This is a genomic window from Nocardia cyriacigeorgica NBRC 100375 (assembly GCF_000308555.1).
In the GTDB taxonomy this organism is placed as follows: Bacteria; Actinomycetota; Actinomycetes; order Mycobacteriales; family Mycobacteriaceae; genus Nocardia; species Nocardia cyriacigeorgica.
Genome location: NZ_BAFY01000233.1, coordinates 1 through 23,169 on the forward strand (window position 1 = coordinate 1; position 23,169 = coordinate 23,169).

Here is a 23,169-nt window from a genome sequence, read left to right on the forward strand (position 1 = left end):
CACCGCATGACCGGGTCAGCGCCCGCAGGAGGCAGCTTGCGTAACCACGGAGGGCGCCCCGGGCATGCGCAGGAGGGTACAGCGTGAGTGTGAATCTGACGCTGCTGATCGTCGTCGGCGTTCTGGTGGCCTGCGGGGTATATCTCATCCTCGAGCGGGCGGTGTCGAAGATGCTGCTCGGCATGATCCTGTTCGGCAACGCGGTGAACCTGCTGGTGCTCACCATGGCCGGCGCCGACGGGAAGCCACCCATCAGCGGCGCCACCGACGCCGCCCATGAGGAGATGGCCGACCCACTGGCCCAGGCCATGGTGCTGACGGCGATCGTGATCACTATGGGCCTGGCCGCCTTCGTGCTCGCCCTCGCCTACCGCTCCTACACCCTCACCACCACCGATGACGTCGAGAACGACCCGGAGGACGTCGGGATCGCGGCCACGCGCGAGCAGGAGGATCCCGAGGAATGAGGTTGTCGTCCGACCTGCTGCCGGTGCTGACTCCGCTGCCGGTCCTGATCCCGATGCTCGCGGCCGCGACGACGCTGGTTTTCGGCCGGCGTCCGCGCACCCAGCGCCTGGTCGCGCTGATCGCGCTGTCGGCCGCGGTGGTGGTCTGCGCGCTGCTGCTTTTCCTGGCCGACCGCGACGGCACCACCGCCTTGCAGGTGGGCGCCTGGGAGACGCCGATCGGCATCACCCTGGTGGTGGATCGGCTCGCGGCGACCATGGAGCTGGTGTCCTCGATCGTGTTGCTCGCGGTCGCCGTCTACGGTGCCGGCCAGAACATCCGCGACGCCGATTCCCAGCAACCCACCTCGATCTTCTGGCCGACCTATCTGGTGCTGAGCGCCGGAGTGTCGATGACGTTCCTCGCCGGCGATCTGTTCAACCTGTTCGTCGGCTTCGAGATCCTGCTGGTCGCCTCGTTCGTGCTGCTCACCCTCGGTGCGACCGAGGAACGCATCCGCGCGGGTGTGTCCTATGTGATGGTGTCGATGCTGTCGTCGCTGATCTTCCTGACCGGCATCGCCCTGGCCTACGGCGCCACCGGCACGTTGAACATGGCCCAGCTGGCGCTGCGGATGGACGAGGTGCCGGTCGGTATCCGCAACGCGGTGTACGCGGTGCTGCTGGTGGCCTTCGGCATCAAGGCGGCGGTGTTCCCGCTGTCGAGCTGGTTGCCCGACTCCTATCCGACCGCGCCGGCACCGGTGACCGCGGTCTTCGCCGGCTTGCTCACCAAGGTCGGTGTGTACTCGATCATCCGCACCTACACGCTGATCTTCCCCGACGGCGGCTTCGACAATGTGCTGCTCATCGCGGGCCTGTTGACCATGCTCGTCGGCATCCTCGGTGCGATCGCGCAGAGCGATATCCGGCGGTTGCTGTCGTTCACCCTGGTCAGCCATATCGGCTACATGGTGTTCGGCGTCGGGCTGGCCAGCCGGATGGGGTTGTCGGGCGCGGTCTACTACATCGCGCACCACATTCTGGTGCAGACGGCGTTGTTCCTGGTGGTCGGCCTGATCGAACGGCAAGCCGGCTCGGCGTCGCTGCGCAGGCTGGGCGGGCTGGCCGCGGCGAGCCCGCTGCTGGCGATCCTGTTCCTGGTGCCCGCGCTGAATCTGGGTGGGATTCCGCCGTTCTCCGGCTTCGTCGGCAAGGTCGCGCTGCTCCAGGCGGGTGCGCAGAACGGCAGCGTGCTGGCCTGGACCCTGGTCGCCGGTTCGGTGGTCACCAGCCTGCTCACCCTGTACGTGGTGGCGCGGGTGTGGAGCAAGGCATTCTGGCGTCCGCGCGCCGAGGCCACCGAAGGGCATCTGGCCGCCGCGACGCTGCCGACGCTGGTGGAGGATTCCACCGACATGCTCTACGACGAGCGCGCCGATCCGGGCCGGATGCCCGCCCTGATGGTGACCTCGACCGCCGCCCTGGTCGGCGTGGGGCTCGCGCTCACGGTCTGGGCCGGGCCGATCCTGAACATCGCCGACCGGGCCGCCGACGACCTACGCGACCGCGGCGTCTACATCACCGCCGTGCTCGGATCGGAGCCGCGATGAGCCGGGAAACCGTGATCCGGATTGCCATCCTGTGCTGGCTGGCCGCCGTGTGGGTGGCGCTGTGGGGCCGGCTCAGCGTGGCCAATGTGCTGGCCGGGCTGGTGGTCGGCGCGCTGATCATGGTGACGCTGCCGCTGCCGCGGGTGCCCGTCACCGGCTGGGTGCGCCCGGTGCCGCTGATCCAGCTGATCGCGGTGAGCATCTATTACGCGCTCGAATCGAGCGTGCAGGTGGCCTGGTTCGCGATCCGGCCCGCGCCGCCGCCGATCTCCGGCGTGCTGCGCGTGTACTTCAGCTTCAAATCGGATCTGGTGCTCGTGCTGTGCACCAATCTGCTCAATCTCATTCCCGGCACCATGGTGCTGGAACTCGATCGCGAACGATGCGTGGTGTACGTGCACGTCATGGATGTGGGCAGCGATAAGGCGGTGGACAAGTTCTACAGCACCACCCGCCGGTTGGAGCGGCTGCTGATCGCCAGCTTCCAGCGTCCGGCGGCCCGTTCGGTACCGGAGGTGAGCGCATGATCGTCGTCGCCGTGACGGCCGCGATTCTGTTGGTGGCGGCCGCGGTGATCACCGCTTACCGCACCCTGGCCGGGCCGAGCACCCTGGACCGGGTGGTCGGCATCGACTCGCTGGTGGCGATGGCCATCTGCGGGCTCGCGGTATGGGCGGCCTACAGCCGTGACACCACCGTGGTGCCCGCCATCGTGGCGCTGGCGCTGGTCGGGTTCCTCGGCTCGGCCGCCGTCTCCCGATTCCGAGTGCGGGACGACCGATGATCACCGTCCTGGACTGGATCTCCGGCATCCTGATCGTGCTCGGCGCGGGCCTGGCCTTCACCGCGGCCATCGGCATCGTCCGGTTCCCCGACACCCTGATGCGCATGCACGCGGCCACCAAACCGCAGGTCATCGGCCTGAACCTGGTGCTCGCCGGCACCATCATCCGGGTCTACGACAGCCCGGACGCCTGGATGCTGGTGCTGGTGGGCCTGTTCACCCTGCTCACCGCCCCGGTCATCGCGCACCTGATCGGCCGCACGGCCTATCGCGAACAGCGGCACCGGGATGGGCTGCTCGCCGTCAACGAGCTCGGCAACGAGCTCGACCAGCGGCCCGGGAACTGAGCCGACTACCCGGTGCCCGCCGAGTTCTGTGTCATCGGCGGCGGATCACCCCGACCACCCGCCCGGACCGCAGCCCGACAACGCCGAAACGGCAGCGCACGGGCTACTCGGCCGACGCGGTGACAGCCTCCGGTTCCTCGGCCCGCACCTTCTGCCTGCGCGCGAACCAGGTCCCGTGGAACGCCGCCGCCACCGCCGCCAGCAGCGCCATCACGATCGTGCCGGCGAGCACCGGATACTCGGCCATCGGCACGGCCAGGTAGCGGTAGGAGATCAGCAGCGCGGCCAGCACCAGCGCACCGCCGGCGACCAGCCGGATGCGGAACCAGCCCCAGCCGCGCTCGGGCTCGCGCAGCGCCGATTCCACCGTCAGGCACAGCACCGCGCCGGCCACCAGGTCGACGCCGTAGTGGTAGCCGAAGCCGAGGGTCGCGGCCAGCGTGCACAGCAGCCAGAACATGCCGCCCCAGCGCAGCCAGCGCGGCGCCAGGCTGCCATCGGCGGCCCGGCGGGTGTGCAGGAACACCGCCAGCGCCCACGCGGTGTGCATCGACGGCATGCAGTTGCGCGGGGTCACCGAGTCGAAATCCAGGGCCGAGGGGTTGCGGTCGATCGGCGGCACCACCTGCGGCCAATAATTGCCCAGCTGGAAACCGGCGCCGTCGGCGCCGAAGGCGAACATCGGACCGACCACCGGGAACAGCACATAGATCACCGGGCCGACCAAGCCGAGCACCAGGAACGTCCGCACCAGATAGTGGCTGGGCCAGCGCCCGGTCGAGACCACACCGCGCAGCTGCCACACCGCCACCACGATCGCCGCGGCGGGCAGTTCGATGTACACCCAGTGCAGCACCGCCTCCACCGACGGGCCGAGGGTCTCCAGCACCCGTCCCATCACCCACGACGGGTCGCCGAGCGCATGATCGGCGAGCATCACGTATTCGTCGAGCACTTGCGGCTGGGTGAGGATCGTGACGTGCAGCCAGACGTCGCCGACCTTGGTCGCCAGGATCAGCAGCGCGCCGAGGGCCGCCGCGTGCAGGGCGTTGCGGCGTTCGACGCCGTCCCAGCGCACCAGCGCCAGCACCGCGATCGCGGTCAGCACGATCACCGGTCCATTGCCCACCGCGAACGGCTCGCCCGCCAGCAGCCGCGCGCCCGCACAGATGACGTCGATCGCGACCGCAGCGCCCAGCGCGATGATCCGCCGCCGCGTCGGCAACCCCACCAGCGCCAGCATCAGGCCCGCCCACGGCACCGTCATCGACTTCGGCGTGCCCGCGTAATCACGCCACAGGCTCTCCAGCGGACCTTCGAATCCCTGTGTGGACGCCACTACCTGGAGGGCGATCAACAAGGCGGGCACGGCGGCGATCGCGGTGCCGAGTGCGAGGACCCGAATCCGAGTACGCGGCATGGACAATCGGGCCGCGGCGCCAACTCTGGAGTCCGGATCTTCGACTAGCACATCGACCATGTTAAACGGCAGGTGAACGTCATCCCTCTGGCCGAGGGAACGTCAGGCGTCCACCGCCTCCGCGGCTACTGGTCCAGCTCCTTGACCAGCGCGTCGACCACTGCGACAAGATCGCCCTGCGCGGCCGCCGCCACCTTGCGCTGCCGCTGGTAGGAGGCGCCCCGGACGGGAATTTCGGCCACCGATGCGAGCTCGTCGGCACAGCCGAGCAGTTTCGCCGTCGGCTCCAGACGGTTCAATAGCTCGTCGAGGTCATCTGTGACGAGACGCTCATTGCTGTCGGCGTCGACGATGACGATGGCGTCGAGCCCGTAGCGCGCGGCCCGCCACTTGTTCTCCTGCACATGCCACGGCGGCAGCGTCGGCAGCTGTTCACCGTTGTCCACCCGCCGGTCCAGGTCGACGATGAGGCAGTGGATGAACGCCGCCATCGCGGCCAGCTCGGCACGGGTGGAGATGCCGTCGCAGACGCGCACCTCGATGGTGCCCCATTTCGGCGCGGGACGGATATCCCAGTGCATGCCGCCGAGCTGTTCGAACACACCGGTTTTGAACTGATCGTGCACGAAATACTCGAACTGGGTCCAGTTCTCGAACTGGAACGGCAGCCCAGCGGTGGGCAGCTGCTGGAACATGAGTGCGCGGTTGCTGGCGTAACCGGTATCGGACCCCGACCACATCGGCGAGGACGCCGACAGCGCGAGCAGATGCGGATACGACAGCAGCAGCGAGTTCAGGATCGGAAAGACCTTGTCCTGGTGCGACACTCCGACGTGCACGTGCACGCCCCAGATCAGCATCTGCCTGCCCCACCACTGGGTGCGCTCGATCAGTTCGTCGTAATGCGGTGAGCGGGTGAGCTGCTGGGCCGACCACTGCGCGAACGGATGGGTGCCCGCGCAGAACAGGTCGACGCCGAGCGGATCGGCGGCGCGGCGCACGGTGTTCATGGTGGCGCTGAGATCGTCCATCGCGTCGCCCACGCTGTTGTGCACGCCGGTGACGAGTTCGACGGTATTGCGCAGCAGCTCCTTGGTGACCTGCGGGGTGCCGTCGTGGGCGCGCAGATCACCGACCGAATCGAAGACCGCCGCAGCGGTATTGGACAGATCGCGGGTCACCTTGTCGACGAGCGCGATCTCCCATTCGACGCCGATGGTCGGGCGGGGCGAACCGTGGAAGACAACCCTCTCGATCCCAGCCCCACCCATGCCGGCACGCTCCTACTGGATCACGCCGCAGGCGACGCGGCCGCCCGCGTCACCGGTCGCGAGGGTGGCCTCGTCCGGACCCGAACCACCGTCGGGGCGGTTGTAGCGGCTGGGGATATTACCGAAGTTGTCCGAGTCGGCGTGGATGATGAGCGCCTTGCCGCGGATATCGGACATGGTCACCTTGTCGGTGGTGGTGACCAGGGTGGCGTTGCCGTCCTGACGCACCTGCAGCGAGGTCAGGTCGCCGCTGGCCGGATGCGAGTTGGCGGCGCCGACCTGGAGGTGGCCGCCGGCGGAGAGGAAGTCACCCGCCGAACCACCGGTGGGGGCGACCGAATTGGGCTCGCACTTACCGACCTGGTGGATGTGCAGGCCGTGGAAGCCGGGACGCAGGCCGTGCGCTTCGATGCTGATCTTCAGGAAGCTGCCCGCCTCGGTGATGTCGGCGGTGCCGACGGTGGTGCCCGCGGCGTCCTTCAGCTCGACCTTGGTGCCACCGGCGGCCGGGGTTTCGCCGTGCCCGCCGGTGCTGCCGTGGCCGCTGCCATGACCGCTCTCGGTGCCGGCCGGGGCGGGGGAACTCGTCCACACCGGCGGGGTCGTTCCCTGGACGTCACTCGACTCCTGGCTGTTCGTGCAGGCGGTGAGGCCGAAGACGGCGATCGCCAGCACCGGGGTCACGGTCCGCCAGGACGGGCGACGAGTTGTGGACGGTGCCATCGGGGAACTCCTTTACGAGTACCGAGTTTACGAGTAAAGCTGGGTGGACACGTTGTTTTATCGGTCAAGATGATGCCACGCCCGCCGTGTCGCTCGATCCTCGGGCCGTGTCGGACTACTGATCAGTTACCGGTTACCACGACGACCACGCCGGCGGAACCGCCGCCCAATCCGGGAATCATCGGCGCCACACCCGCCCCCAGAATCGCCGCGACGGCTTCCGCGGCCGCCTTGTCGCCACTGGAGTTGCCGTAATAGACGGTGGTCGCGGGGATCGTCGAGCCCGCGTAGTTGCCTGCGGAGGCGTTGGTCCAGCCGTTGGCCTTCAGTTGGTTCACCGTCCGCGAGGCGAGCCCGGCGACCAGGCTGTTGTTGAGCACCCGGATCGGTGTCGACTGATCAACCACCGGGGTGGTGGAGGTGGTGGTGGTCGGGGCCGCCGTCGTCGTGGTCGGCTTCGCGGTGGTGGTGCGGGCGGAGGTGGCCTGCGGAGCCACCGCGACCGAGGTGGTCGTTGCCGGTGCGCTGGTCTCGGCGGCCGTCTCGGTCTCGGAGTCCGCGCTCGACAACGACATCGCGCCCAGACCGGCGAAGACGATGGCCAGTGCGATCAGCACCATCGCCAGCGCTCGCAGCGGGATCCCGCCGGAAGTGGGTTTCGGGTAACTCACCTGTTCGAGCCTAGTCCGTCACACCTGAAAGCCGAGCCGCCGCGCGGCGCGGGCCTTCTGCCTGCTGGCCCGCAGCCTGCGCAGCCGTTTGACCAGCATCGGGTCGGCGGCCAGCGCCTCCGGACGGTCCACAAGCGCGTTGAGCACCTGGTAGTACCGGGTCGGCGACATCGAGAACAGCTCGCGGATGGCTTCTTCCTTGGCGCCGGCGTACTTCCACCATTGGCGCTCGAAGGCCAGGATGTCGTGTTCGCGACGGCTCAGGCCGTCGTCATCGGCCTGCTGAGTGGCCGTGACCTCGTCGCTCGTAGAAGGGCTGTCCTGGATTGCGGAAAGGTCCCGCGCTGCTGCGCCGTCCATCTTGCTCCCTCGCCGAGTCACCGTCGGACGAAATGATGCTTGTACGTCGCCGATCATTCAACCATGGGGATAGCCGTTCGCGCCGTCTGTCCGGCGGCGTGTCTGGTACCAGCGGTTACGCGTCGCGACAGGCGGTGTGGGCGGGTTTCCCGGTCCCGGAACGGACCCGCCGAGGGGCGGCGCGCACCACGGGAGGCCGAGGCGGCAAAATTGGGCGCATGGCAATCCTCCCTATCGTCATCGTCGGCGATCCCGTTCTGCACAACCCGACCGAGCGGGTGACTCAGTCGCCGGAGGAGCTGGCCGGGCTGATCGCGGACATGTACGAGACGCTCGACGCGGCCAACGGCGTGGGCCTGGCGGCGAACCAGGTGGGGAAGCCGCTGCGGTTGTTCGTCTACGACTGCCCGGATCAGGCCGCCGACGGCACGGTCACCCGCCGCCGCGGCGCGGTGATCAACCCGGTGCTGGAGACCTCCGAGATCCCCGAGACCATGCCCGATCCCGATGACGACGAAGAGGGTTGCCTCTCGGTGCCCGGCGAGCAGTTCCCGACCGGCCGGGCCGATTGGGCCAAGGTCACCGGCATCGACGAGCACGGCCAACCGGTGGAGATCGAGGGCAAGGGCTTCTTCGCCCGGATGTTGCAGCACGAGGTCGGCCATCTCGACGGCTTCCTCTACGTCGACGTGCTGATCGGCCGCAATGCCCGCGCGGCCAAGAAGGCGATCAAGCGCAATGGCTGGGGCACACCGGGTTTGAGCTGGCTACCCGGCACCGTGCCGGACCCGTTCGGGCATGACTGATTTCGCCGGTATTCCACTCGGCCGCCGGGTGGTCATGCGGTATCTGCTGCCGGAGGGCTATCCGCAGCCGATGACGGATGTGATCGGCGAGCTGGTCTCGCTGAACCCGCCGACGGTGCGCGGCGCCGACGGCCAGGTGGTGTCGGTGGCGACGGATCGCGTCGTCGCGTTGAAAGCCCTCGGGCCCAGGCCGATTCGGACCAGCGAGATCCGCGCGCTGGAGGCGGCGGCCGCCGACGGCTGGCCCGGCGCCGAACACGCCTGGATCGACGGCTGGCTGGTGCGCGCCGGGCACGGCTACACCGATCGCGCGAACTCGGCTGTCCCCCTCGGCAATTCCGATGGGCCACCGCTGGTGTCGGCCGACGCGTTGCATCGGATCGGCGCCTGGTTGGCCGAGCGTGGCCTGCCGTTGCGGCTGCAACTGCCCGACCGGCTGGCTCCACCGCCCTCGGGCTGGCATACCTGGGGCGAGACGGTGGTACTCGGGATCGACCTGGACAACTTCGTGCTGCCGGGTGGCCCGTCGATGGTGCGCATCGCGCCCACGCCGGACGCGGCCTGGCTGGATCTGCATCGCCGTCGCGGGGCGGAGCTCGGCGACCCGACCGCGCCGATGCCCGAGCTCGACGTACTCACCTCGGTACGGGCAGGCGAGATCGGCTTCGCCTCGCTCGGGCTGCCCCAGCCCATCGCGATCGGCCGTGGCGCGCTCACCACCGCACCGGACGGCAGGCAATGGATCGGGCTGACCTGCGTGGCGACCGAAGCCGAGCACCGGCGGCACGGGCTGGCCTCGCTGGTGTGTGCCGAGCTGATCCGCTGGGGCCGCGATCGCGGCGCCACCCACGCCTATGTGCAGGTGGAGGCCGATAACGCCGGCGCGCTCGCGCTGTACCGGGAGCTCGGTTTCCTCGACCACCATCACTATCGCTACGCAGCCCCCGGCCCCCGCATCCCGGTGGTCCGGTAGAACGGGATCAGGCCGTTCATCCACTTCTCTTCGACAAGGAATCCCGTGCGCCTCGCGACCTGGAACGTCAATTCGATCCGCTCCCGGATCGACCGTGTCGTGGCCTTCCTCGACCGCCAGGACATCGACGTACTGGCCATCCAGGAAACCAAATGCCGCGATGACCAGTTCCCCTACGACCGCTTCGACGAGCTCGGCTACGAGGTGGCGCATCTGGGCATCAACCAGTGGAACGGGGTGGCCATCGCCTCCCGGGTCGGGCTGTCCGATGTGGAGTTGGCCTTCCCCGATCAGCCCGGCTTCGACAAGAACGCGGGCGAATCGCTGATCGCGACGCCGGTGGTGGAATCGCGCGCCATCGGCGCCACCTGCGGCGGGGTGCGGGTGTGGAGCCTGTACGTGCCCAACGGCCGCGCGCTCGACGACCCGCACTACGCCTACAAACTGGAATGGCTGGCCACGCTGCGCGATAACGCCGCTCGCTGGCTCGCCGAGGACCCGCAGGCCAAGATCGCGCTGGTCGGCGACTGGAATATCGCCCCGACCGACGACGACGTCTGGTCTCCGGAGTTCTTCGCGGGCAAAACCCACACCTCACAACCCGAGCGCGACGCGTTCGCCGCGGTGCTCGACACCGGCTTCGCCGACGTCATGCGCCCCTTCGCGCCGGGCCCAGGGGTCTACACCTACTGGGACTACACCCAGCTGCGTTTCCCCCGCAAAGAAGGCATGCGCATCGACTTCGTCCTCGCCTCCCCCGCACTCGCGGCCTCCGTCACCGACGCGGTGGTCGATCGGGAGGAGCGCAAGGGCAAGGGCGCCAGCGACCACGCACCGGTGATCGCCGAATTCACCGACTGACGGCGGCCACTCGCCGCCATCCGAACCGCAGGGACCGGGTAACCGCACTGATACCGTTGGCGCATGAGTACCGAATCCGCGGTGCGGCCGCGTGCGCAGCATCTCGGGCCGCAACGGCGCAGGCCGCAGGTGCTCGACGCCGCCTTGGCCATCGCGATCGAACAGGGCATCGCGGCGGTGACCATCGCCGCGGTCGCCGAACGGATGAAGGTCACCCGTCCGGTGGTGTACGCCTGCTTTCCCGATCGCGTCGCGCTGATCGAGGAGTTGATCCGCCGCGAGGAAGGCTACGTCGCCGACGGTGTGTTCGGCGCACTGCGCGAACGTGACGTCGACGCCGGCGAACCCGTCTTCGTCGAAGGTTTCCGTGCCCTGCTCGAGGTGGTCGCGGCCCGGCCGGAATCGTGGCTGCTGCTCTACGGCAATCCGGACCCGGCCGTCGCCGGATCCTTCGGCCGCGGACGCGCGCTGGTCGTGCAGCGCTGCACCCGGCTGCTGCGCCCGACGCTGCGGGCCTGGGGCATCGAGGATGCCGATCGTAAGCTGCCGGTGCTGGTCGAGCAGTGGATCTCGGCCGGTGAGGGCGCGGTGCGGACCCTGCTCGCCGATGACGGAAACTGGACGCCCGAAGAACTGGGCGCCTTCGTGGGCGCGGCCGTCTATCGGGCGTTGCGCAACGCCTGAGCCCACTCACTGCCGCGCCCTACCGCAGGCATCCGGCGCACCCTGAGTCGGCTGGAGAACGCGCCCCGTAGGTGAGGCGCGTGTGGTTCGAGGGCCGGCCGGCCGCGAGCCGCCCCTGACACCGGTATCCGCGGCATACGATGGAACCGGCTGTCCGTCCGTTCGGCGGGAGGTGTGGTCATGGCTTTCTATCGGCAGGTTGGGTCGGTGCCGCCGAAGCGGCATACCCAGCATCGTGACGATCAGGGACGCCTGTTCTACGAGGAGCTGATGGGCGAGGAGGGCTTCTCCGGCGATTCCTCGCTGCTCTATCACCGCGGGCTGCCGCCGGCGATCATCGAGGCGACGGTGTGGGAGCTGCCCGACCAGTCGACCACCCCCAATCATCCGCTGCACCACCGGCATCTGCGGCTGCACGAGCTGTTCCCCGGTGACAGCTGGGCCGGGGTCGACGTGGTCACCGGACGCCGATTGCTGCTCGCCAACGCCGACGTGCGCTTGTCCTACGTCGTCGCGGGCACCGCCTCCCCGCTGTACCGCAACGCCATCGGCGACGAACTGGTCTACGTGGAATCGGGCGCCGCCGTGGTGGAGACGGTGTTCGGGGCGCTTCCTGCCCGGCAGGGCGATCAGGTGCTGATCCCGCGCGCCACCACCCATCGGTGGCTGCCGATCGGCCCCGACCCGCTGCGCACCTACGTGATCGAGGCGTCGAGCCACATCACTCCGCCGAAGCGCTATCTGTCGAAATTCGGTCAGCTGCTGGAGAATTCACCGTACTGCGAACGCGATCTGCACGGCCCTGCCGAACCGCTACTCGCCATCGGCAGCGAGATCGAAGTGCTGGTCAAACATCGGCCGGGCACCCAGATCGCCGGCACCCGGATGGTGTACGCGACCCACCCGTTCGATGTGGTCGGCTGGGACGGCTGCCTGTATCCGTTCACCTTCAATATCGGCGATTTCGAACCGATCACCGGACGGGTGCATCAGCCGCCACCGGTGCATCAGGCCTTCGAAGCCACCAACTTCGTTGTCTGCAATTTCGTGCCACGCAAGGTCGACTATCACCCACTGTCGATCCCGGTGCCCTACTACCACTCCAACGTCGATTCCGACGAGATCATGTTCTATTGCGGCGGGAACTACGAGGCCAGACGCGGTTCCGGCATCGGCCAGGGCTCGATCTCGGTGCATCCCGGCGGCTACGCGCACGGTCCGCAGCCGGGGGCGTACGAGGCGAGCATCGGGGTCGAGTTCTTCGACGAGCTGGCCGTCATGGTCGACACCTTCCGCCCGCTCGAACTCGGCGAGGGCGCACTGGCCTGCGAAGATCCCGGGTACGCGTGGACCTGGTCCGGGCGGGGACCGCGGTGAGGACGCGAATCGAGGTCGCGCCGGATTCGCCGTTCGGGCCCGAGCACCTGCCGTACGGGGTGTTCGCGCCCGGCGGCGACGACTACCGGGTGGGTGTGCGGGTGGGCGATCACGTCATCGATCTGGCTCTCGCCCTCGACGATCCGGTCTTCGCGCGGCCGGACCTCAATGCCTTTCTGGCGCAGGGCCCGCGGCGGTGGGCGCAGGTGCGCGAGCGGGTGCGCGAACTGATCGACGGCGGCCTCTCCGCGGATGCGGTCTTCCCGCTGGCGGCGGTGCGCCCGGCGCTGCCGGTGCGCATCGGCGACTACGTCGACTTCTACGCCAGCATCGATCACGCGACGAACCTGGGAAAGCTACTGCGCCCGGGATCGGAACCGCTGCTGCCGAATTGGCGTCATCTACCGGTGGGATATCACGGCCGGGCGGGAACGGTCGTGGTATCGGGCACCGATATCGTGCGCCCACGCGGGCAGCGGCGCACCGATTCGGGCACACCGGATTTCGGGCCGTCCCGGCGGCTGGATATCGAGGCAGAACTCGGTTTCGTGGTCGGCGTCGGGTCCGAACTCGGCCGCTCGATCAGTACCGCCGCCTTCGCCGATCACGTCTTCGGCGTCGCACTGATCAACGACTGGTCCGCCCGCGACATCCAGGCCTGGGAATATCAGCCGCTCGGGCCGTTCCTCGGGAAATCCTTCGCGACCTCGATGAGCGCGTGGATCACCCCGCTCGCGGCACTGGAATCGGCCCGGGTGCCGTCACCGCCGCAGGACCCGACGCCCCTGCCCTACCTGCGCGACACCGAACCATGGGGGCTCGACATCGAGCTGACCGTGCGGTGGAACGGCGTAGCGGTGGCCCATCCGCCGTATGCCCGGATGTACTGGTCACCAGCCCAGATGCTGGCGCATCTCACCGTCAACGGCGCCGCCACCCGTCCCGGCGACCTCTACGCCTCCGGCACCATCTCCGGCCCCACCGCCGGCGAACGCGGTTCGTTCATGGAACTGTCCTGGGGTGGCACCGAGCCGATCAGCGTCGACGGCGCCGAGCGCACCTTCCTGCTGGACGGCGACGAGGTCACCATTACCGCCACCGCGCCGGGGACCGCAGGTACCCGCCTCGCGCTCGGCGAGGTCACCGGACGGATCCTGCCCGCGCGCGAAAGGTGACACCGTCATCACGACCTCGCGACGAGGCCGCGGTCAGCAGCCGATTCTCGCCGGTTCGGCGGAAAACGCGATGAATTCCGCGCGGGCGAGCAGTCTGGATGGATGAGGCCGGATCATCGATCGGGAGGACACCATCATGCAGAAGATCGTCACCAACCTCTGGTATGACAACCAGGCCGAGGAGGCCGCCGAATTCTATTGTTCGCTGTTCCCGGATTCCAGGGTCCTGCGGGTGCTGCGATACAGCGATAGCGGCATGGGCGAGCCAGGTGCCGTGATGACCGTCGATTTCGAACTCGCGGGCCAGCGCTTCACCGGCATCAACGGTGGCGGCGAATTCCAGTACACCCACGCGATGTCGCTGCTGATCAACTGCGACAGCCAGGACGAGGTCGATCGACTCTGGGACGCCCTGCTCGCCGACGGCGGCAAGGAGATCGAGTGCGGCTGGCTCTACGACAAGTACGGCGTCCCGTGGCAGGTCTGGCCCGCCGAAGCCGATGAACTGCTCAGCGGCGACCCGGCCGCGGTCGACCGCGCTACCGCCGCGATGCTGAAGATGAAGAAGATCGACCTGCGGGCGATGCGCGCCGCCTACGAGAACGCGTGACCTGCGCACCCGGCGCGGTATCCGGCAGCGAGTTCGGATGCCGCGCCCAGGTCTGCTCCGGGCAGGAAGCGGGGCGGGTATGGTCGGGCGGGTACGAATCACGCCAACGGGGGCTCGCACCAGCGGGCTGAGAGGACGGCTAGCCCGATGCCGGGCGGATCAGGGCCGTCGACCGTATGAACCTGACCGGGTAATGCCGGCGTAGGGAGGAAAAATATGGGTTCCACCGGCCGTTCCGCGACCACCGCAGGGGTCGACACGGTGACCACCGGCCCGATCGAGGGCAGCGTCAAGCACTACGAAGAGGTCGAAGCCGACGGATTGACCCTGCGCATTCCGGTGCGCCGGATCAACCTGACCACCGGCGATCACTTCGACGTCTACGACACCTCGGGCCCGTACACCGACGACACCGCGACCATCGACCTCGAAGCCGGCCTGCCCAAGCTGCGCGACGAATGGCCCAAGCCGCAGATCGACGGCCCGCGCACCCAGCTGGCCTGGGCGCGGGCGGGCATCATCACCGCCGAGATGCGCTATATCGCCGCGCGCGAAGGGGTTTCACCGGAGCTGGTGCGCGATGAAGTCGCCGCCGGCCGCGCGGTGATCCCCGCCAACCACCGCCACCCCGAATGCGAGCCGATGATCATCGGCAAGAAGTTCGCGGTGAAGATCAACGCCAATATCGGCAACTCCGCCGTGTCCTCCTCCATCGCCGAGGAGGTGGAGAAGATGGTGTGGGCCACCCGCTGGGGCGCCGACACCATCATGGACCTGTCCACCGGCAAGAACATCCACGAGACCCGCGAGTGGATCATGCGCAACTCGCCGGTGCCGGTGGGTACCGTGCCGATCTACCAGGCGCTGGAAAAGGTCAACGGCGATCCCACCAAGCTGACCTGGGAAATCTACCGCGATACCGTCATCGAGCAGTGCGAACAGGGCGTCGACTACATGACGGTGCACGCGGGCGTGCTGCTGCGGTATGTGCCGTTGACGGCCAAGCGCGTCACCGGCATCGTCTCCCGCGGCGGTTCCATCATGGCGGCCTGGTGTCTGGCCCACCACCAGGAATCGTTCCTCTACACCCACTTCGAGGAGCTGTGCGAGATCCTGGCGCGCTACGACGTCACCTTCTCCCTCGGTGACGGCCTGCGTCCCGGTTCCATCGCCGACGCCAACGACGAGGCCCAGTTCGCCGAGCTGCGTACCCTCGGTGAGCTCACCAAGATCGCGAAATCGCATGGCGTGCAGGTGATGATCGAGGGTCCCGGCCATGTGCCGATGCACAAGATCGTGGAGAACGTGCGGCTCGAGGAGGAGCTGTGCGAGGAGGCGCCGTTCTACACCCTCGGCCCACTGGCCACCGATATCGCACCGGCCTACGACCACATCACCTCGGCCATCGGCGCCGCGATCATCGCCCAGGCCGGGACCGCGATGCTGTGTTACGTCACGCCCAAGGAGCACCTCGGCCTGCCCAACCGCGATGACGTCAAGGTCGGCGTGATCACCTACAAGATCGCCGCGCACGCCGCTGACCTCGCCAAGGGGCATCCTCGCGCGCAGCAGCGCGACGACGAATTGTCCAAGGCCCGTTTCGAATTCCGCTGGGTCGACCAATTCAACCTGTCGCTGGATCCGGACACCGCCCGCGAATACCACGACGAAACCATGCCCGCCGAGCCGGCCAAGACCGCCCATTTCTGCTCCATGTGCGGCCCGAAGTTCTGCTCCATGCGGATCTCCGCCGACGTGCGCGAATACGCGGAGAAACAGGGCCTCACCGATGTGGAGGCCATCGAGGCGGGGATGGCGGAGAAGTCCGCCGAGTTCGCCGACGCCGGCAAGAAGGTCTACCTGCCGGTGGTCTCTTAGTCGCACCGGGACGCGCACGCCTTCGGGGAATCTCCGGAGGCGTGCGTTTTCGGTTCAGCCCACGTTGTACACGCCGAGCGCCCTGGCCACCAGCGCCCGTCGACGGCGGTCGCCGGCCGCAGGCAGGCCGGTTGCCGCCCCCGGTCCGAATCGTGGATGAACCCGGAGTTCACTAACATACTGGCGTCGGTACAGGACCGGACGCGTGTGAATAGGTGCGGGTATGAACGGCCGAGGAAAAAGCCGCGAGACGCTCGACCGATCGATCGGACCAGCCATCGCCTATCGAGTGGCGTCTCGTGCACCACATCCGGAGGTGCCTGGTGCCTGAAGATCGTTATCGGCCGCGCGGTGCTCTGGACCGCAAGCAGAAGCTCGACTTCGCGCGACGTGCTGCCACAGCGCAACTCGCGGGACTGCCCGGTATCGTGAAGGCAGCGCTGGGGAAGGGCGGCCCTTCGGGGGCGATGACACTGCCGGAGACCCCACCGGACAGCAGTGCCACCCGTGCGGCGGTCGAGCTGGCCGAATCGGTCTACGGCGAGCAGCTGCATCAGCATTGCCTGCGCTGCTGGTACTTCGGTGCGGCCTTCGCCCAGCTGGACGGCCACCGATTCGACCCCGAGGCGCTCTTTATCGCCGCGCTGTTGCACGACATCGCACTGACCGACCGTTGCCGACCGGCGCCGGGACAGTCTCCGTGTTTCGCCGTGCACGGCGGGTCGGTGGCACGCGACCGGCTGTTGGCTTGGGGAGCGTCGACCGAACTGGCGAACCTCGTCGACGAGGCCATCGCGCTGCATATGGACGTCGCGGTGGATCCGGCGCAGGGTGTGGAGGCGCACCTGTTGCACGCCGCCGCCCACCTTGATGTCGCGGGCACTCGCATCGGCGATCTGCCCCGTCCACTACTGGCCGACATTGTGCGGATGCATCCACGGGACGGCTTCACCGGCGCGTTTCTATCCGCCATGCGTCGAGAGGCACGCGACCGTCCGGACTCGCGAGCGGCCGTGATGTGGAAGCTGGGCATGCGATTACCGGTATCGATGAATCCACTGAACAGGTCTTCTGCCCGCTGACATTCGCGAATCGACGCCAGGGACTACGCGCACTCCCGGGCGCAGCTGGGTGATCTACTGGTCGAAGCTTCGGTCGACGAAGTCGGCGAAGGCGACCTTACCGGGGATCGCGCCGGCCTCCGTGAACGCGTCGGCGATTTCCTGTTCGGAGGCGATCACCTGGTCGTCGAGCGGGATCGGTTCCTTGATCGAGCGGGTCCAGGTGGTTCGGGAGGCGTCGACGGGGATCGCGGTCAACTCGGCGTACTTGGTCGACCACAGCTCGAGGTTGTCCGACGGCCACTTGGTGGCCGCGGCGTAGCGGGTGAAGAAGTCGCGGATGGCGGCCGATTTTCCGGGATCGTCGACGGCCTTGTTCGAAGCGACCCAGAAGTTGTAGCCGTTGGCGGCCTGGTCGGCAGAGGCGATGGACTTGGCACCGACCTCCTTTTCCGCGATGGCGGTGTAGGGGTCCCATACCGCCCAGGCGTCGACGTCGCCGCGGGTCAGCGAGGCGTAGCCGTCGGCGGGCGCCAGATAGACCGGTTCCACGTCGTCCAGGCTCAGGCCGGCTTTCTGCAGTTGCAGCAGCAGGTTCGCGTTCGCCGAGCTGCCCTTGGTTACGGCGACCTTCTTGCCCTTCAGATCGGCGACCGAGGCGACCTTCGAGTCCTTGCCGACGAGGATCGCATCGCCCTTACCGGTCGCCGCCAGCGCACCGACGATCTTGATGTCGGCATTCGCAGCGGCGCCGAAGATGACCGGGGTATTGCCGGTCTGCGCCAGATCGATGCCGCCCGCCCCGGCCGCCTCGATCAGCGGCGGACCGGCCGTGAAGGTGGAGAACTCGATCTTGTACGGCAGGTTCTCCAGCTGGCCGGAGGCCCGCAACAGCACCTCGATCGAAATGGCCTTCTGATCACCGACTTTCAACGTCACCGTGCTGAGGTCCACCGGCCCGCTCGGCGCCGGTACGGCTTCCTCGCCGCACGCGGAGGTGGCGAAGACGGCTGCGGCCACCATGGCCGCACCTGCGAGCCGGAATATCGAGAGTCGTTTCACGAGAACTGCTTTCCTGCGTAGTGGAGCGGGATGGATCAGGCGTCGACGCCGAGTAGCCGCAGCAACCGGGCGACATATTCGGCGGCCTGCGGCGACGAATGCGGGCGCGGGCGAGGGAGGTCGACGCGGACTTCTTCGGCGGTGCGGCCGTGCTCGAGCACCAGCACGCGGTCCGCCAGCGCGACCGCCTCCGTCACATCGTGGGTGACGAGCAGCACGCCGAATCCGCGTTCGGCCTGCAACCGCAACAGCAGATCGTGCATGGCCAGCCGGGTCAGCGCGTCCAGGGCGCCGAACGGTTCGTCGAGCAACAGCAGCGTCGGATGGGCGACCAACGCCCTGGCCAGGGCGACGCGCTGAGCCTCCCCACCGGAGAGGGTGAGCGGCCAGGCCTCGGCGCGCTCGCGCAGATTCACCTGCTCGAGCAGCTGCCCGGCGATCTTCTCGTCGGCGCGCCGATTGCGCGGGCTCGGCCTCCCGAGCGCGACATTGCGAAGGACGGGAAGCCATGGGATGAGCCGCGGCTCTTGGAAGACGATCGTGGGCTGGGCGTCGACCGTCACCTCCCCGCGATCGGCCTGTTCGAGGCCGCCGATGATCCGCAGCAGCGTGGACTTGCCGGAACCGCTGCGTCCGACCAACGCGACGATCTCGCCCGCCGTGATCTCGAGGTCGACACCAGCGAGGACGCTGCGCCCACCGAAACTCTTGTCCAGTCCGCTGATTCGAGCCGCCGCGCGGGTGGCGACATCCTGGGTGACGGTCATGGTTGAACCCCTCGGTCGACGGACGGACGCCAGCGCAGGGCGCGATGTTCGAGCGCGCGCACGATCGAATCGGTGGCCAGGCCGAGCAGGCTGTAGATGAGCAGCCCGAAGATCACGATGTCGGTGCGCAGGAATTCGCGGGCATTGTTGATCACGAAACCGAGCCCCGCGCTCGCGTTGATCTGCTCGGCCACGATCAGCGACAACCAGGCGATGCCGAGGCTCTGCCGCGCTCCGACCAGGATCTGCGGCAGCGCACCCGGCACGATGAGCAGTCGCAGGCGTTCGGCCAGGGTCAGTTGCAGGGTGCGGCTCAGCTCCAGCAGCTTCGGATCCAGCTGGCGGATACCGGCGAAGGTGTTCAGATACAGCGGGAAGAACACTCCGAGGGCGATCAGGTAGATCTTCGGTTCCTCGCCGATCCCGAACCAGATGATGAACAGCGGGATCAGCCCGAACAGCGGGACTGTCCGCACCATCTGCAACGGCGGATCCAGCACGTATTCGCCGATCTTGCCCATTCCCGCGATGATCCCGAGCACCACCGCGAGCACCGCGCCGAGCAGGAATCCGAACAACGCGCGCTCACCCGAAACGAGCAGCGCCTCGCCCAGCTGTCCCGACCGATAGATCTCCAGGCCGGCATCGAGCACCACCGACGGCGCGGGCAGCTTCTTCGCCGACACCCAGCCGCTGCTGCTGGCGACCTGCCAGACCAGCAGCAACGCGATCGGAGCCAGTGCACGCAGAAGCCCCGGACGTCGATACAGCGGAACCCGCTGCTCGGTCCGCTCGGTGCGCCTCTCCATCAGCATTGGTGCATGATGCGGGGCCACACGGGTCCGTCGACAGGGTTGCGCTCACCTCGAGTCGATCCAGGGGCAGCTGCCCGACCGCAACCGCTAAATGAAAATGGTTATCATTTGTAGATGACCACTTCCACCAAGCAACTGCCGGTGACCGTGCTGTCCGGATTCCTCGGCGCGGGCAAGACCACCCTGCTCAACCACATCCTGGCCAACCGGGAGGGTCGCCGGGTCGCGGTGATCGTCAACGACATGAGCGAGGTGAACATCGACGCGGCGCTGGTCGCTGGGCAGGGTCATCTCGATCGCACCGAGGAGAAGCTGGTCGAGCTGACCAACGGCTGCATCTGCTGCACGCTGCGCGAAGACCTCATCGAGGCCGTCGCCCGGCTGGCGGGGGAAGGTCGTTTCGATCAACTGGTCATCGAGTCGACGGGCATCTCCGAGCCGATGCCGGTCGCGGCTACCTTCGACTGGGAGTTCGAGGACGGGTTCAGTCTCGGATCCGTCGCCCGGCTCGACACCATGGTGACGGTGGTCGACGCCTCGACCTTCCTCGCCGAGATCGCCCGTGGACAGGCGCTGGCCGAACGGAATATGCAGGCGGGTGAGGGCGATGAGCGCGGGATCGCCGATCTGCTGGCCGATCAGGTGGAATTCGCGGATGTGCTGTTGATCAACAAGACCGACCTGGTGAGCGAGAGTGCGGCCGGGGCGGTGGAGGCGGCGGTGCGTCGAATGAATCCGCGCGCCAGGGTCCTACGGACCCGCCACGGCGTGGTCGAGCTGAGCGAGGTGCTGGATACCGGCCGCTACGACCCCGTCGCGGCGGCCTCCACCGAAGGCTGGGCCGAAGAGTTGGCAGGCGGTCACGTACCGGAGACCGAGGAGTACGGCATCAGCAGCCTCACCTATACGGCCGACCGGCCGTTCCATCCACAGCGGCTGTCCGAGGCGCTGGATCAACTGCGAGGGCTCTTGCGCAGCAAGGGTTTCTGCTGGATCGCCAGCCGATCGGACCTGGCCGCCATCTGGTCGCAAGCCGGCCCGAACCTGGTCTTCGAGCCGGCCGCCTGGTGGTCCTCGCTCGAGGTTCCGGCCGGTCAGGAGATCGTCTTCATCGGCATAAAGCTCAATCGCGACCACATTCGGGCGCTGCTCGACCGCGCATTGCTGACCGACGCCGAATTGGACGCGGGCCCGCAGATCTGGGCAACGTACCCGGACCCGTTCCCCGCTTGGGGCGAACTCCACGAACACGCTTGAGTTCTCCCGCCACGGCAACGGCCCAGGTCCAACGAGGGGACCCGGGCCGTTTGCGCGATGATGTCAGCTCAACTTTTCGAAGAACTGCCGGATGTCACCGGTCAAGACCTCCGGCGCCTCATGTGCGGCGAAATGCCCTGCGGCGTCGTTGGGCCCACCGACGACCGAGGCGACGTCATAGGAATTCCAGCTGACGATATTGCTGTGATCGCGTTCGGCGAACCGGCGCATCGACTGGAAATCACCGGTGAACATGGCCAGCGCCGTCGGCGTCGTGGTCGGCTCGGCGGGCTGTTCGTTCGCGTGGGCCTGCTCGTAGTAGAAGCGGATCGAGGTCGGACCGGTGCCGGTCAGCCAGTACAGCGCGATATTCGAGATGACGAACTCCTTGTCGAGGCTCTCGCCGAACAGCTGCGCATTCCATCCGAGCAACCCGAGCGGGGAATCGGCCAGTGCGTAGGCCAAGGTCTGCGGCTGCTGACTGCAGAACACATTGAATGCCATCTTGTTCTCCTGGAACCACTTCAGATGCTCGAGCGCCGCCAGATCTTCGGCGGAGATGCCGTCGAACTCGGCCGGGTCGCCGGAGGGGAACGAGAACAGCTGAGTGACATGCACACCCACCACCCGTTCGGGCGCGATGCGGCCGATCTCCGGCGAGACCATCGAGCCGCCGTCGTTGCCGATCGCCCCGAACCGCTCATAGCCCAGCTGGGTCATCAGCTCCACCCACGCCTTGGCGGTGCGCTGGACATTCCACCCGGTGCTGCGGGTCGGACCGGAGAAGCCGAAACCGGGCAGCGACGGGATCACCACATGGAAGGCGGGCGCGTCGGGTGATTCCGGCGCGGTCAGCAGCTCGATGACGTCGAGGTATTCCAGCACCGAACCGGGCCAGCCGTGGGTGAGGATCACCGGCAGCGCGTCCGCGCGCTCGGACCGAACGTGCAGGAAATGGATGCTCTCGCCGTCGATGTCGGCGATGAACTGCGGGTACGCGTTGAGCTTTGCCTCCACGGCCCGCCAGTCGAACTCGTCGAGCCAGTACTCGGCGAGACCGCGCACCCGATCGCCCGGGACGCCGTAGGAATCGCCGACACCGGGCAGCTCGTCCGGCCACAGTGCGCGCCGCAACCGGTCGGCCAGGTCGTCGAGGCGGGCCTGCGGGATGTCGACGGTGAAGGGACGGATGGTCATGGCGAGCTCCTCGGTTTGGAACGGAATGTTTCGTTCTGTTCACACCGTAACAGAACGGATCATTCCGTTTCAAGTGCTAGTCTGATTCCATGCCGAAAACATCCGACGCCGCAGCTCAGAAGGGTTTGCCCGGCCGCAAGGCCCAAGCCGCCCGCAACGACGGCATCATCCTCGATGCGGCCCGCGCGGTCTTCCTCGCCGATGCCGCCGCCCCGATCTCCGCAGTCGCCGAACGCGCGGGCGTCGGCATCAGCGCGCTCTATCGCCGCTACCCCAGCAAGGACGTGCTACTGCGCACCCTCTGCTACGACGGCCTGCGCCGCTACAACGCCGAAGCCGAAGCGGCCTTGGCGGATTCGGACGGCTGGCGCGGTCTGGTCGGTTTCCTGGAGCGAGTGGTGGACGCCGATGTCCACTCCCTCACCGTGCGCCTGGCGGGAACCTTCACGCCCGACGATTCGATCGTGCCCGACGTGCAGCGCTCCGGTGAGCTGACGTCGGAACTGGTGCGGCGGGCCCACGCCACCGGCCGGCTTCGCCCCGAAGTGACCGACCTGGATCTGGGAATGGTGCTCGACGCCTGCGCTGCCGTCAGCACTCCTGAACCCGAACGCACCAGACAGTTGCGTCGCCGAGTGCTCGCCCTGCTGGTCGACGGCATGGCCACGCCCGGCGAACTACCCGGCCCCGCGCCGCAGCCGGGAGAGTTCGCCTGGCGCTGGCAGCCGCGCACCGGCCGGTGAGCATCAGTTCGAGATGCCGACCGCGCGATGCAGATAGCTGCGGTCGGTGAGCTGATCCAGCATGAACTCGGCAATGTCGGCACGGGAGATCTTCAGCGACAGCCCGGCTTCGTTGCCGGGGAAGCCCTGACGATAGGTGCCGGTCGCGGGCCCGTCGGTGAACGCGCTCGGCCGCACGATCGTCCAGTCGAGATCACTGGCCCGCACGTGCTCCTCCTGGCGGACATGGTCGTTGTAGGCCGGGCGCAGCACCAGGCCGAACAGGACG

26 protein-coding genes are annotated in these 23,169 nt (G+C 67.8%); 16 read left to right on the plus strand and 10 right to left on the minus strand.

Going from position 1 to position 23,169, the window contains the following annotated elements; translation table 11 throughout:
- The first annotated feature begins 83 nt into the window (after nucleotides 1–83).
- The 5 genes from RJ05_RS23825 to mnhG are packed head-to-tail and all read left to right on the plus strand — an operon-like array spanning nucleotide 84 to nucleotide 3,190.
- Entirely contained in the window at nucleotides 84–467 is a 384-nt protein-coding gene (locus RJ05_RS23825; RefSeq protein ID WP_036540802.1) for a Na(+)/H(+) antiporter subunit C, read from the plus strand.
- Nucleotides 464–2,059: a Na+/H+ antiporter subunit D gene (locus tag RJ05_RS23830; RefSeq protein WP_036540804.1), complete on the plus strand. Its 1,596-nt coding sequence runs from the start codon at nucleotides 464–466 to the stop codon at nucleotides 2,057–2,059. The genes RJ05_RS23825 and RJ05_RS23830 overlap by 4 nt, the downstream gene beginning before the upstream one ends.
- A complete protein-coding gene (locus RJ05_RS23835; protein WP_036540807.1) occupies nucleotides 2,056–2,586 on the plus strand; it encodes a Na+/H+ antiporter subunit E in 531 nt (176 codons plus the stop codon). Before RJ05_RS23830 ends, RJ05_RS23835 begins: the two co-directional genes overlap by 4 nt.
- A complete protein-coding gene (locus RJ05_RS23840) occupies nucleotides 2,583–2,843 on the plus strand; it encodes a monovalent cation/H+ antiporter complex subunit F (protein ID WP_036540808.1) in 261 nt (86 codons plus the stop codon). Before RJ05_RS23835 ends, RJ05_RS23840 begins: the two co-directional genes overlap by 4 nt.
- Nucleotides 2,840–3,190, plus strand: coding sequence for a monovalent cation/H(+) antiporter subunit G (gene mnhG, locus RJ05_RS23845; protein ID WP_036540811.1), 351 nt, complete (start codon nucleotides 2,840–2,842; stop codon nucleotides 3,188–3,190). Before RJ05_RS23840 ends, mnhG begins: the two co-directional genes overlap by 4 nt.
- 103 nt (nucleotides 3,191–3,293) lie before the next feature.
- Here the strand turns inward: mnhG and RJ05_RS23850 are convergent, their stop codons facing one another.
- The 5 genes from RJ05_RS23850 to napA form a co-directional block, all read right to left on the minus strand.
- Nucleotides 3,294–4,610 (minus strand): phosphatase PAP2 family protein, encoded by a 1,317-nt coding sequence (locus tag RJ05_RS23850; protein WP_036540814.1) that lies wholly within the window; start codon nucleotides 4,608–4,610, stop codon nucleotides 3,294–3,296.
- Between the two features lie 125 nt (nucleotides 4,611–4,735).
- On the minus strand, nucleotides 4,736–5,881 hold the full coding sequence (locus tag RJ05_RS23855) for a glutamate--cysteine ligase (RefSeq protein ID WP_036540816.1): 1,146 nt from the start codon (nucleotides 5,879–5,881) through the stop codon (nucleotides 4,736–4,738).
- A gap of 12 nt (nucleotides 5,882–5,893) precedes the next feature.
- Nucleotides 5,894–6,604 carry a superoxide dismutase[Cu-Zn] gene (sodC, locus tag RJ05_RS23860; RefSeq protein ID WP_036540818.1) on the minus strand — a complete coding sequence of 237 codons (711 nt, stop codon included), beginning with the start codon at nucleotides 6,602–6,604 and terminating at the stop codon, nucleotides 5,894–5,896.
- A gap of 122 nt (nucleotides 6,605–6,726) precedes the next feature.
- Entirely contained in the window at nucleotides 6,727–7,275 is a 549-nt protein-coding gene (locus RJ05_RS23865) for a LytR C-terminal domain-containing protein (protein ID WP_036540820.1), read from the minus strand.
- Nucleotides 7,276–7,293: 18 nt separating this feature from the next.
- Nucleotides 7,294–7,635: a nucleoid-associated protein NapA gene (gene napA, locus RJ05_RS23870; protein WP_036540821.1), complete on the minus strand. Its 342-nt coding sequence runs from the start codon at nucleotides 7,633–7,635 to the stop codon at nucleotides 7,294–7,296.
- 218 nt (nucleotides 7,636–7,853) lie between these two features.
- Between napA and RJ05_RS23875 the strand changes: the two genes are divergently transcribed.
- From RJ05_RS23875 to RJ05_RS23915, 9 genes are all read left to right on the plus strand, one after another.
- Entirely contained in the window at nucleotides 7,854–8,441 is a 588-nt protein-coding gene (locus RJ05_RS23875; RefSeq protein ID WP_036540824.1) for a peptide deformylase, read from the plus strand.
- Complete coding sequence (locus RJ05_RS23880) at nucleotides 8,434–9,414, plus strand: N-acetylglutamate synthase, CG3035 family (RefSeq protein ID WP_036540827.1); 981 nt, start codon at nucleotides 8,434–8,436, stop codon at nucleotides 9,412–9,414. Before RJ05_RS23875 ends, RJ05_RS23880 begins: the two co-directional genes overlap by 8 nt.
- Nucleotides 9,415–9,459: 45 nt before the next feature.
- The gene (locus RJ05_RS23885) at nucleotides 9,460–10,275 is read left to right on the plus strand and encodes an exodeoxyribonuclease III (protein WP_036540830.1); all 816 of its coding nucleotides are present in this window, start codon (nucleotides 9,460–9,462) and stop codon (nucleotides 10,273–10,275) included.
- A 63-nt stretch (nucleotides 10,276–10,338) separates the two neighbouring features.
- Nucleotides 10,339–10,959, plus strand: coding sequence for a TetR/AcrR family transcriptional regulator (locus tag RJ05_RS23890; RefSeq protein ID WP_036540832.1), 621 nt, complete (start codon nucleotides 10,339–10,341; stop codon nucleotides 10,957–10,959).
- Between the two features lie 180 nt (nucleotides 10,960–11,139).
- Nucleotides 11,140–12,336 carry a homogentisate 1,2-dioxygenase gene (locus RJ05_RS23895; RefSeq protein ID WP_036540855.1) on the plus strand — a complete coding sequence of 399 codons (1,197 nt, stop codon included), beginning with the start codon at nucleotides 11,140–11,142 and terminating at the stop codon, nucleotides 12,334–12,336.
- Nucleotides 12,333–13,511 carry a fumarylacetoacetase gene (gene fahA, locus RJ05_RS23900; protein ID WP_036540857.1) on the plus strand — a complete coding sequence of 393 codons (1,179 nt, stop codon included), beginning with the start codon at nucleotides 12,333–12,335 and terminating at the stop codon, nucleotides 13,509–13,511. Before RJ05_RS23895 ends, fahA begins: the two co-directional genes overlap by 4 nt.
- A 136-nt stretch (nucleotides 13,512–13,647) precedes the next feature.
- Nucleotides 13,648–14,121, plus strand: a complete 474-nt coding sequence (locus RJ05_RS23905; protein WP_036540834.1) for a VOC family protein — start codon at nucleotides 13,648–13,650, stop codon at nucleotides 14,119–14,121.
- 216 nt (nucleotides 14,122–14,337) lie between these two features.
- Nucleotides 14,338–15,999 (plus strand): phosphomethylpyrimidine synthase ThiC, encoded by a 1,662-nt coding sequence (gene thiC, locus RJ05_RS23910; RefSeq protein WP_036540837.1) that lies wholly within the window; start codon nucleotides 14,338–14,340, stop codon nucleotides 15,997–15,999.
- Nucleotides 16,000–16,322: 323 nt separating this feature from the next.
- A complete protein-coding gene (locus RJ05_RS23915) occupies nucleotides 16,323–17,081 on the plus strand; it encodes an HD domain-containing protein (RefSeq protein ID WP_249040534.1) in 759 nt (252 codons plus the stop codon).
- A 54-nt stretch (nucleotides 17,082–17,135) separates the two neighbouring features.
- Here RJ05_RS23915 and RJ05_RS23920 read toward each other — a convergent pair whose 3' ends face one another.
- The 3 genes from RJ05_RS23920 to RJ05_RS23930 all read right to left on the minus strand — a co-directional run bounded on the left by RJ05_RS23920 (nucleotide 17,136) and on the right by RJ05_RS23930 (nucleotide 19,698).
- Entirely contained in the window at nucleotides 17,136–18,083 is a 948-nt protein-coding gene (locus tag RJ05_RS23920; protein WP_051016850.1) for an ABC transporter substrate-binding protein, read from the minus strand.
- Between the two features lie 74 nt (nucleotides 18,084–18,157).
- Nucleotides 18,158–18,889, minus strand: coding sequence for an ABC transporter ATP-binding protein (locus RJ05_RS23925; RefSeq protein WP_036540842.1), 732 nt, complete (start codon nucleotides 18,887–18,889; stop codon nucleotides 18,158–18,160).
- Nucleotides 18,886–19,698: an ABC transporter permease gene (locus RJ05_RS23930; protein WP_036540861.1), complete on the minus strand. Its 813-nt coding sequence runs from the start codon at nucleotides 19,696–19,698 to the stop codon at nucleotides 18,886–18,888. The genes RJ05_RS23925 and RJ05_RS23930 overlap by 4 nt, the downstream gene beginning before the upstream one ends.
- Nucleotides 19,699–19,818: 120 nt before the next feature.
- Between RJ05_RS23930 and RJ05_RS23935 the strand changes: the two genes are divergently transcribed.
- Nucleotides 19,819–20,961: a GTP-binding protein gene (locus RJ05_RS23935; protein WP_036540844.1), complete on the plus strand. Its 1,143-nt coding sequence runs from the start codon at nucleotides 19,819–19,821 to the stop codon at nucleotides 20,959–20,961.
- Nucleotides 20,962–21,024: 63 nt separating this feature from the next.
- Here RJ05_RS23935 and RJ05_RS23940 read toward each other — a convergent pair whose 3' ends face one another.
- Nucleotides 21,025–22,158: an epoxide hydrolase family protein gene (locus RJ05_RS23940; RefSeq protein ID WP_036540847.1), complete on the minus strand. Its 1,134-nt coding sequence runs from the start codon at nucleotides 22,156–22,158 to the stop codon at nucleotides 21,025–21,027.
- An 89-nt stretch (nucleotides 22,159–22,247) separates the two neighbouring features.
- On the opposite strand from RJ05_RS23940, the gene RJ05_RS23945 reads away from it, so the two are divergent.
- Nucleotides 22,248–22,901 (plus strand): TetR/AcrR family transcriptional regulator, encoded by a 654-nt coding sequence (locus RJ05_RS23945; protein ID WP_051016852.1) that lies wholly within the window; start codon nucleotides 22,248–22,250, stop codon nucleotides 22,899–22,901.
- A 3-nt stretch (nucleotides 22,902–22,904) separates the two neighbouring features.
- Here the strand turns inward: RJ05_RS23945 and RJ05_RS23950 are convergent.
- On the minus strand, nucleotides 22,905–23,169 hold a 265-nt coding region (locus RJ05_RS23950; RefSeq protein WP_036540852.1), incomplete at its 5' end, for an NAD(P)-dependent oxidoreductase.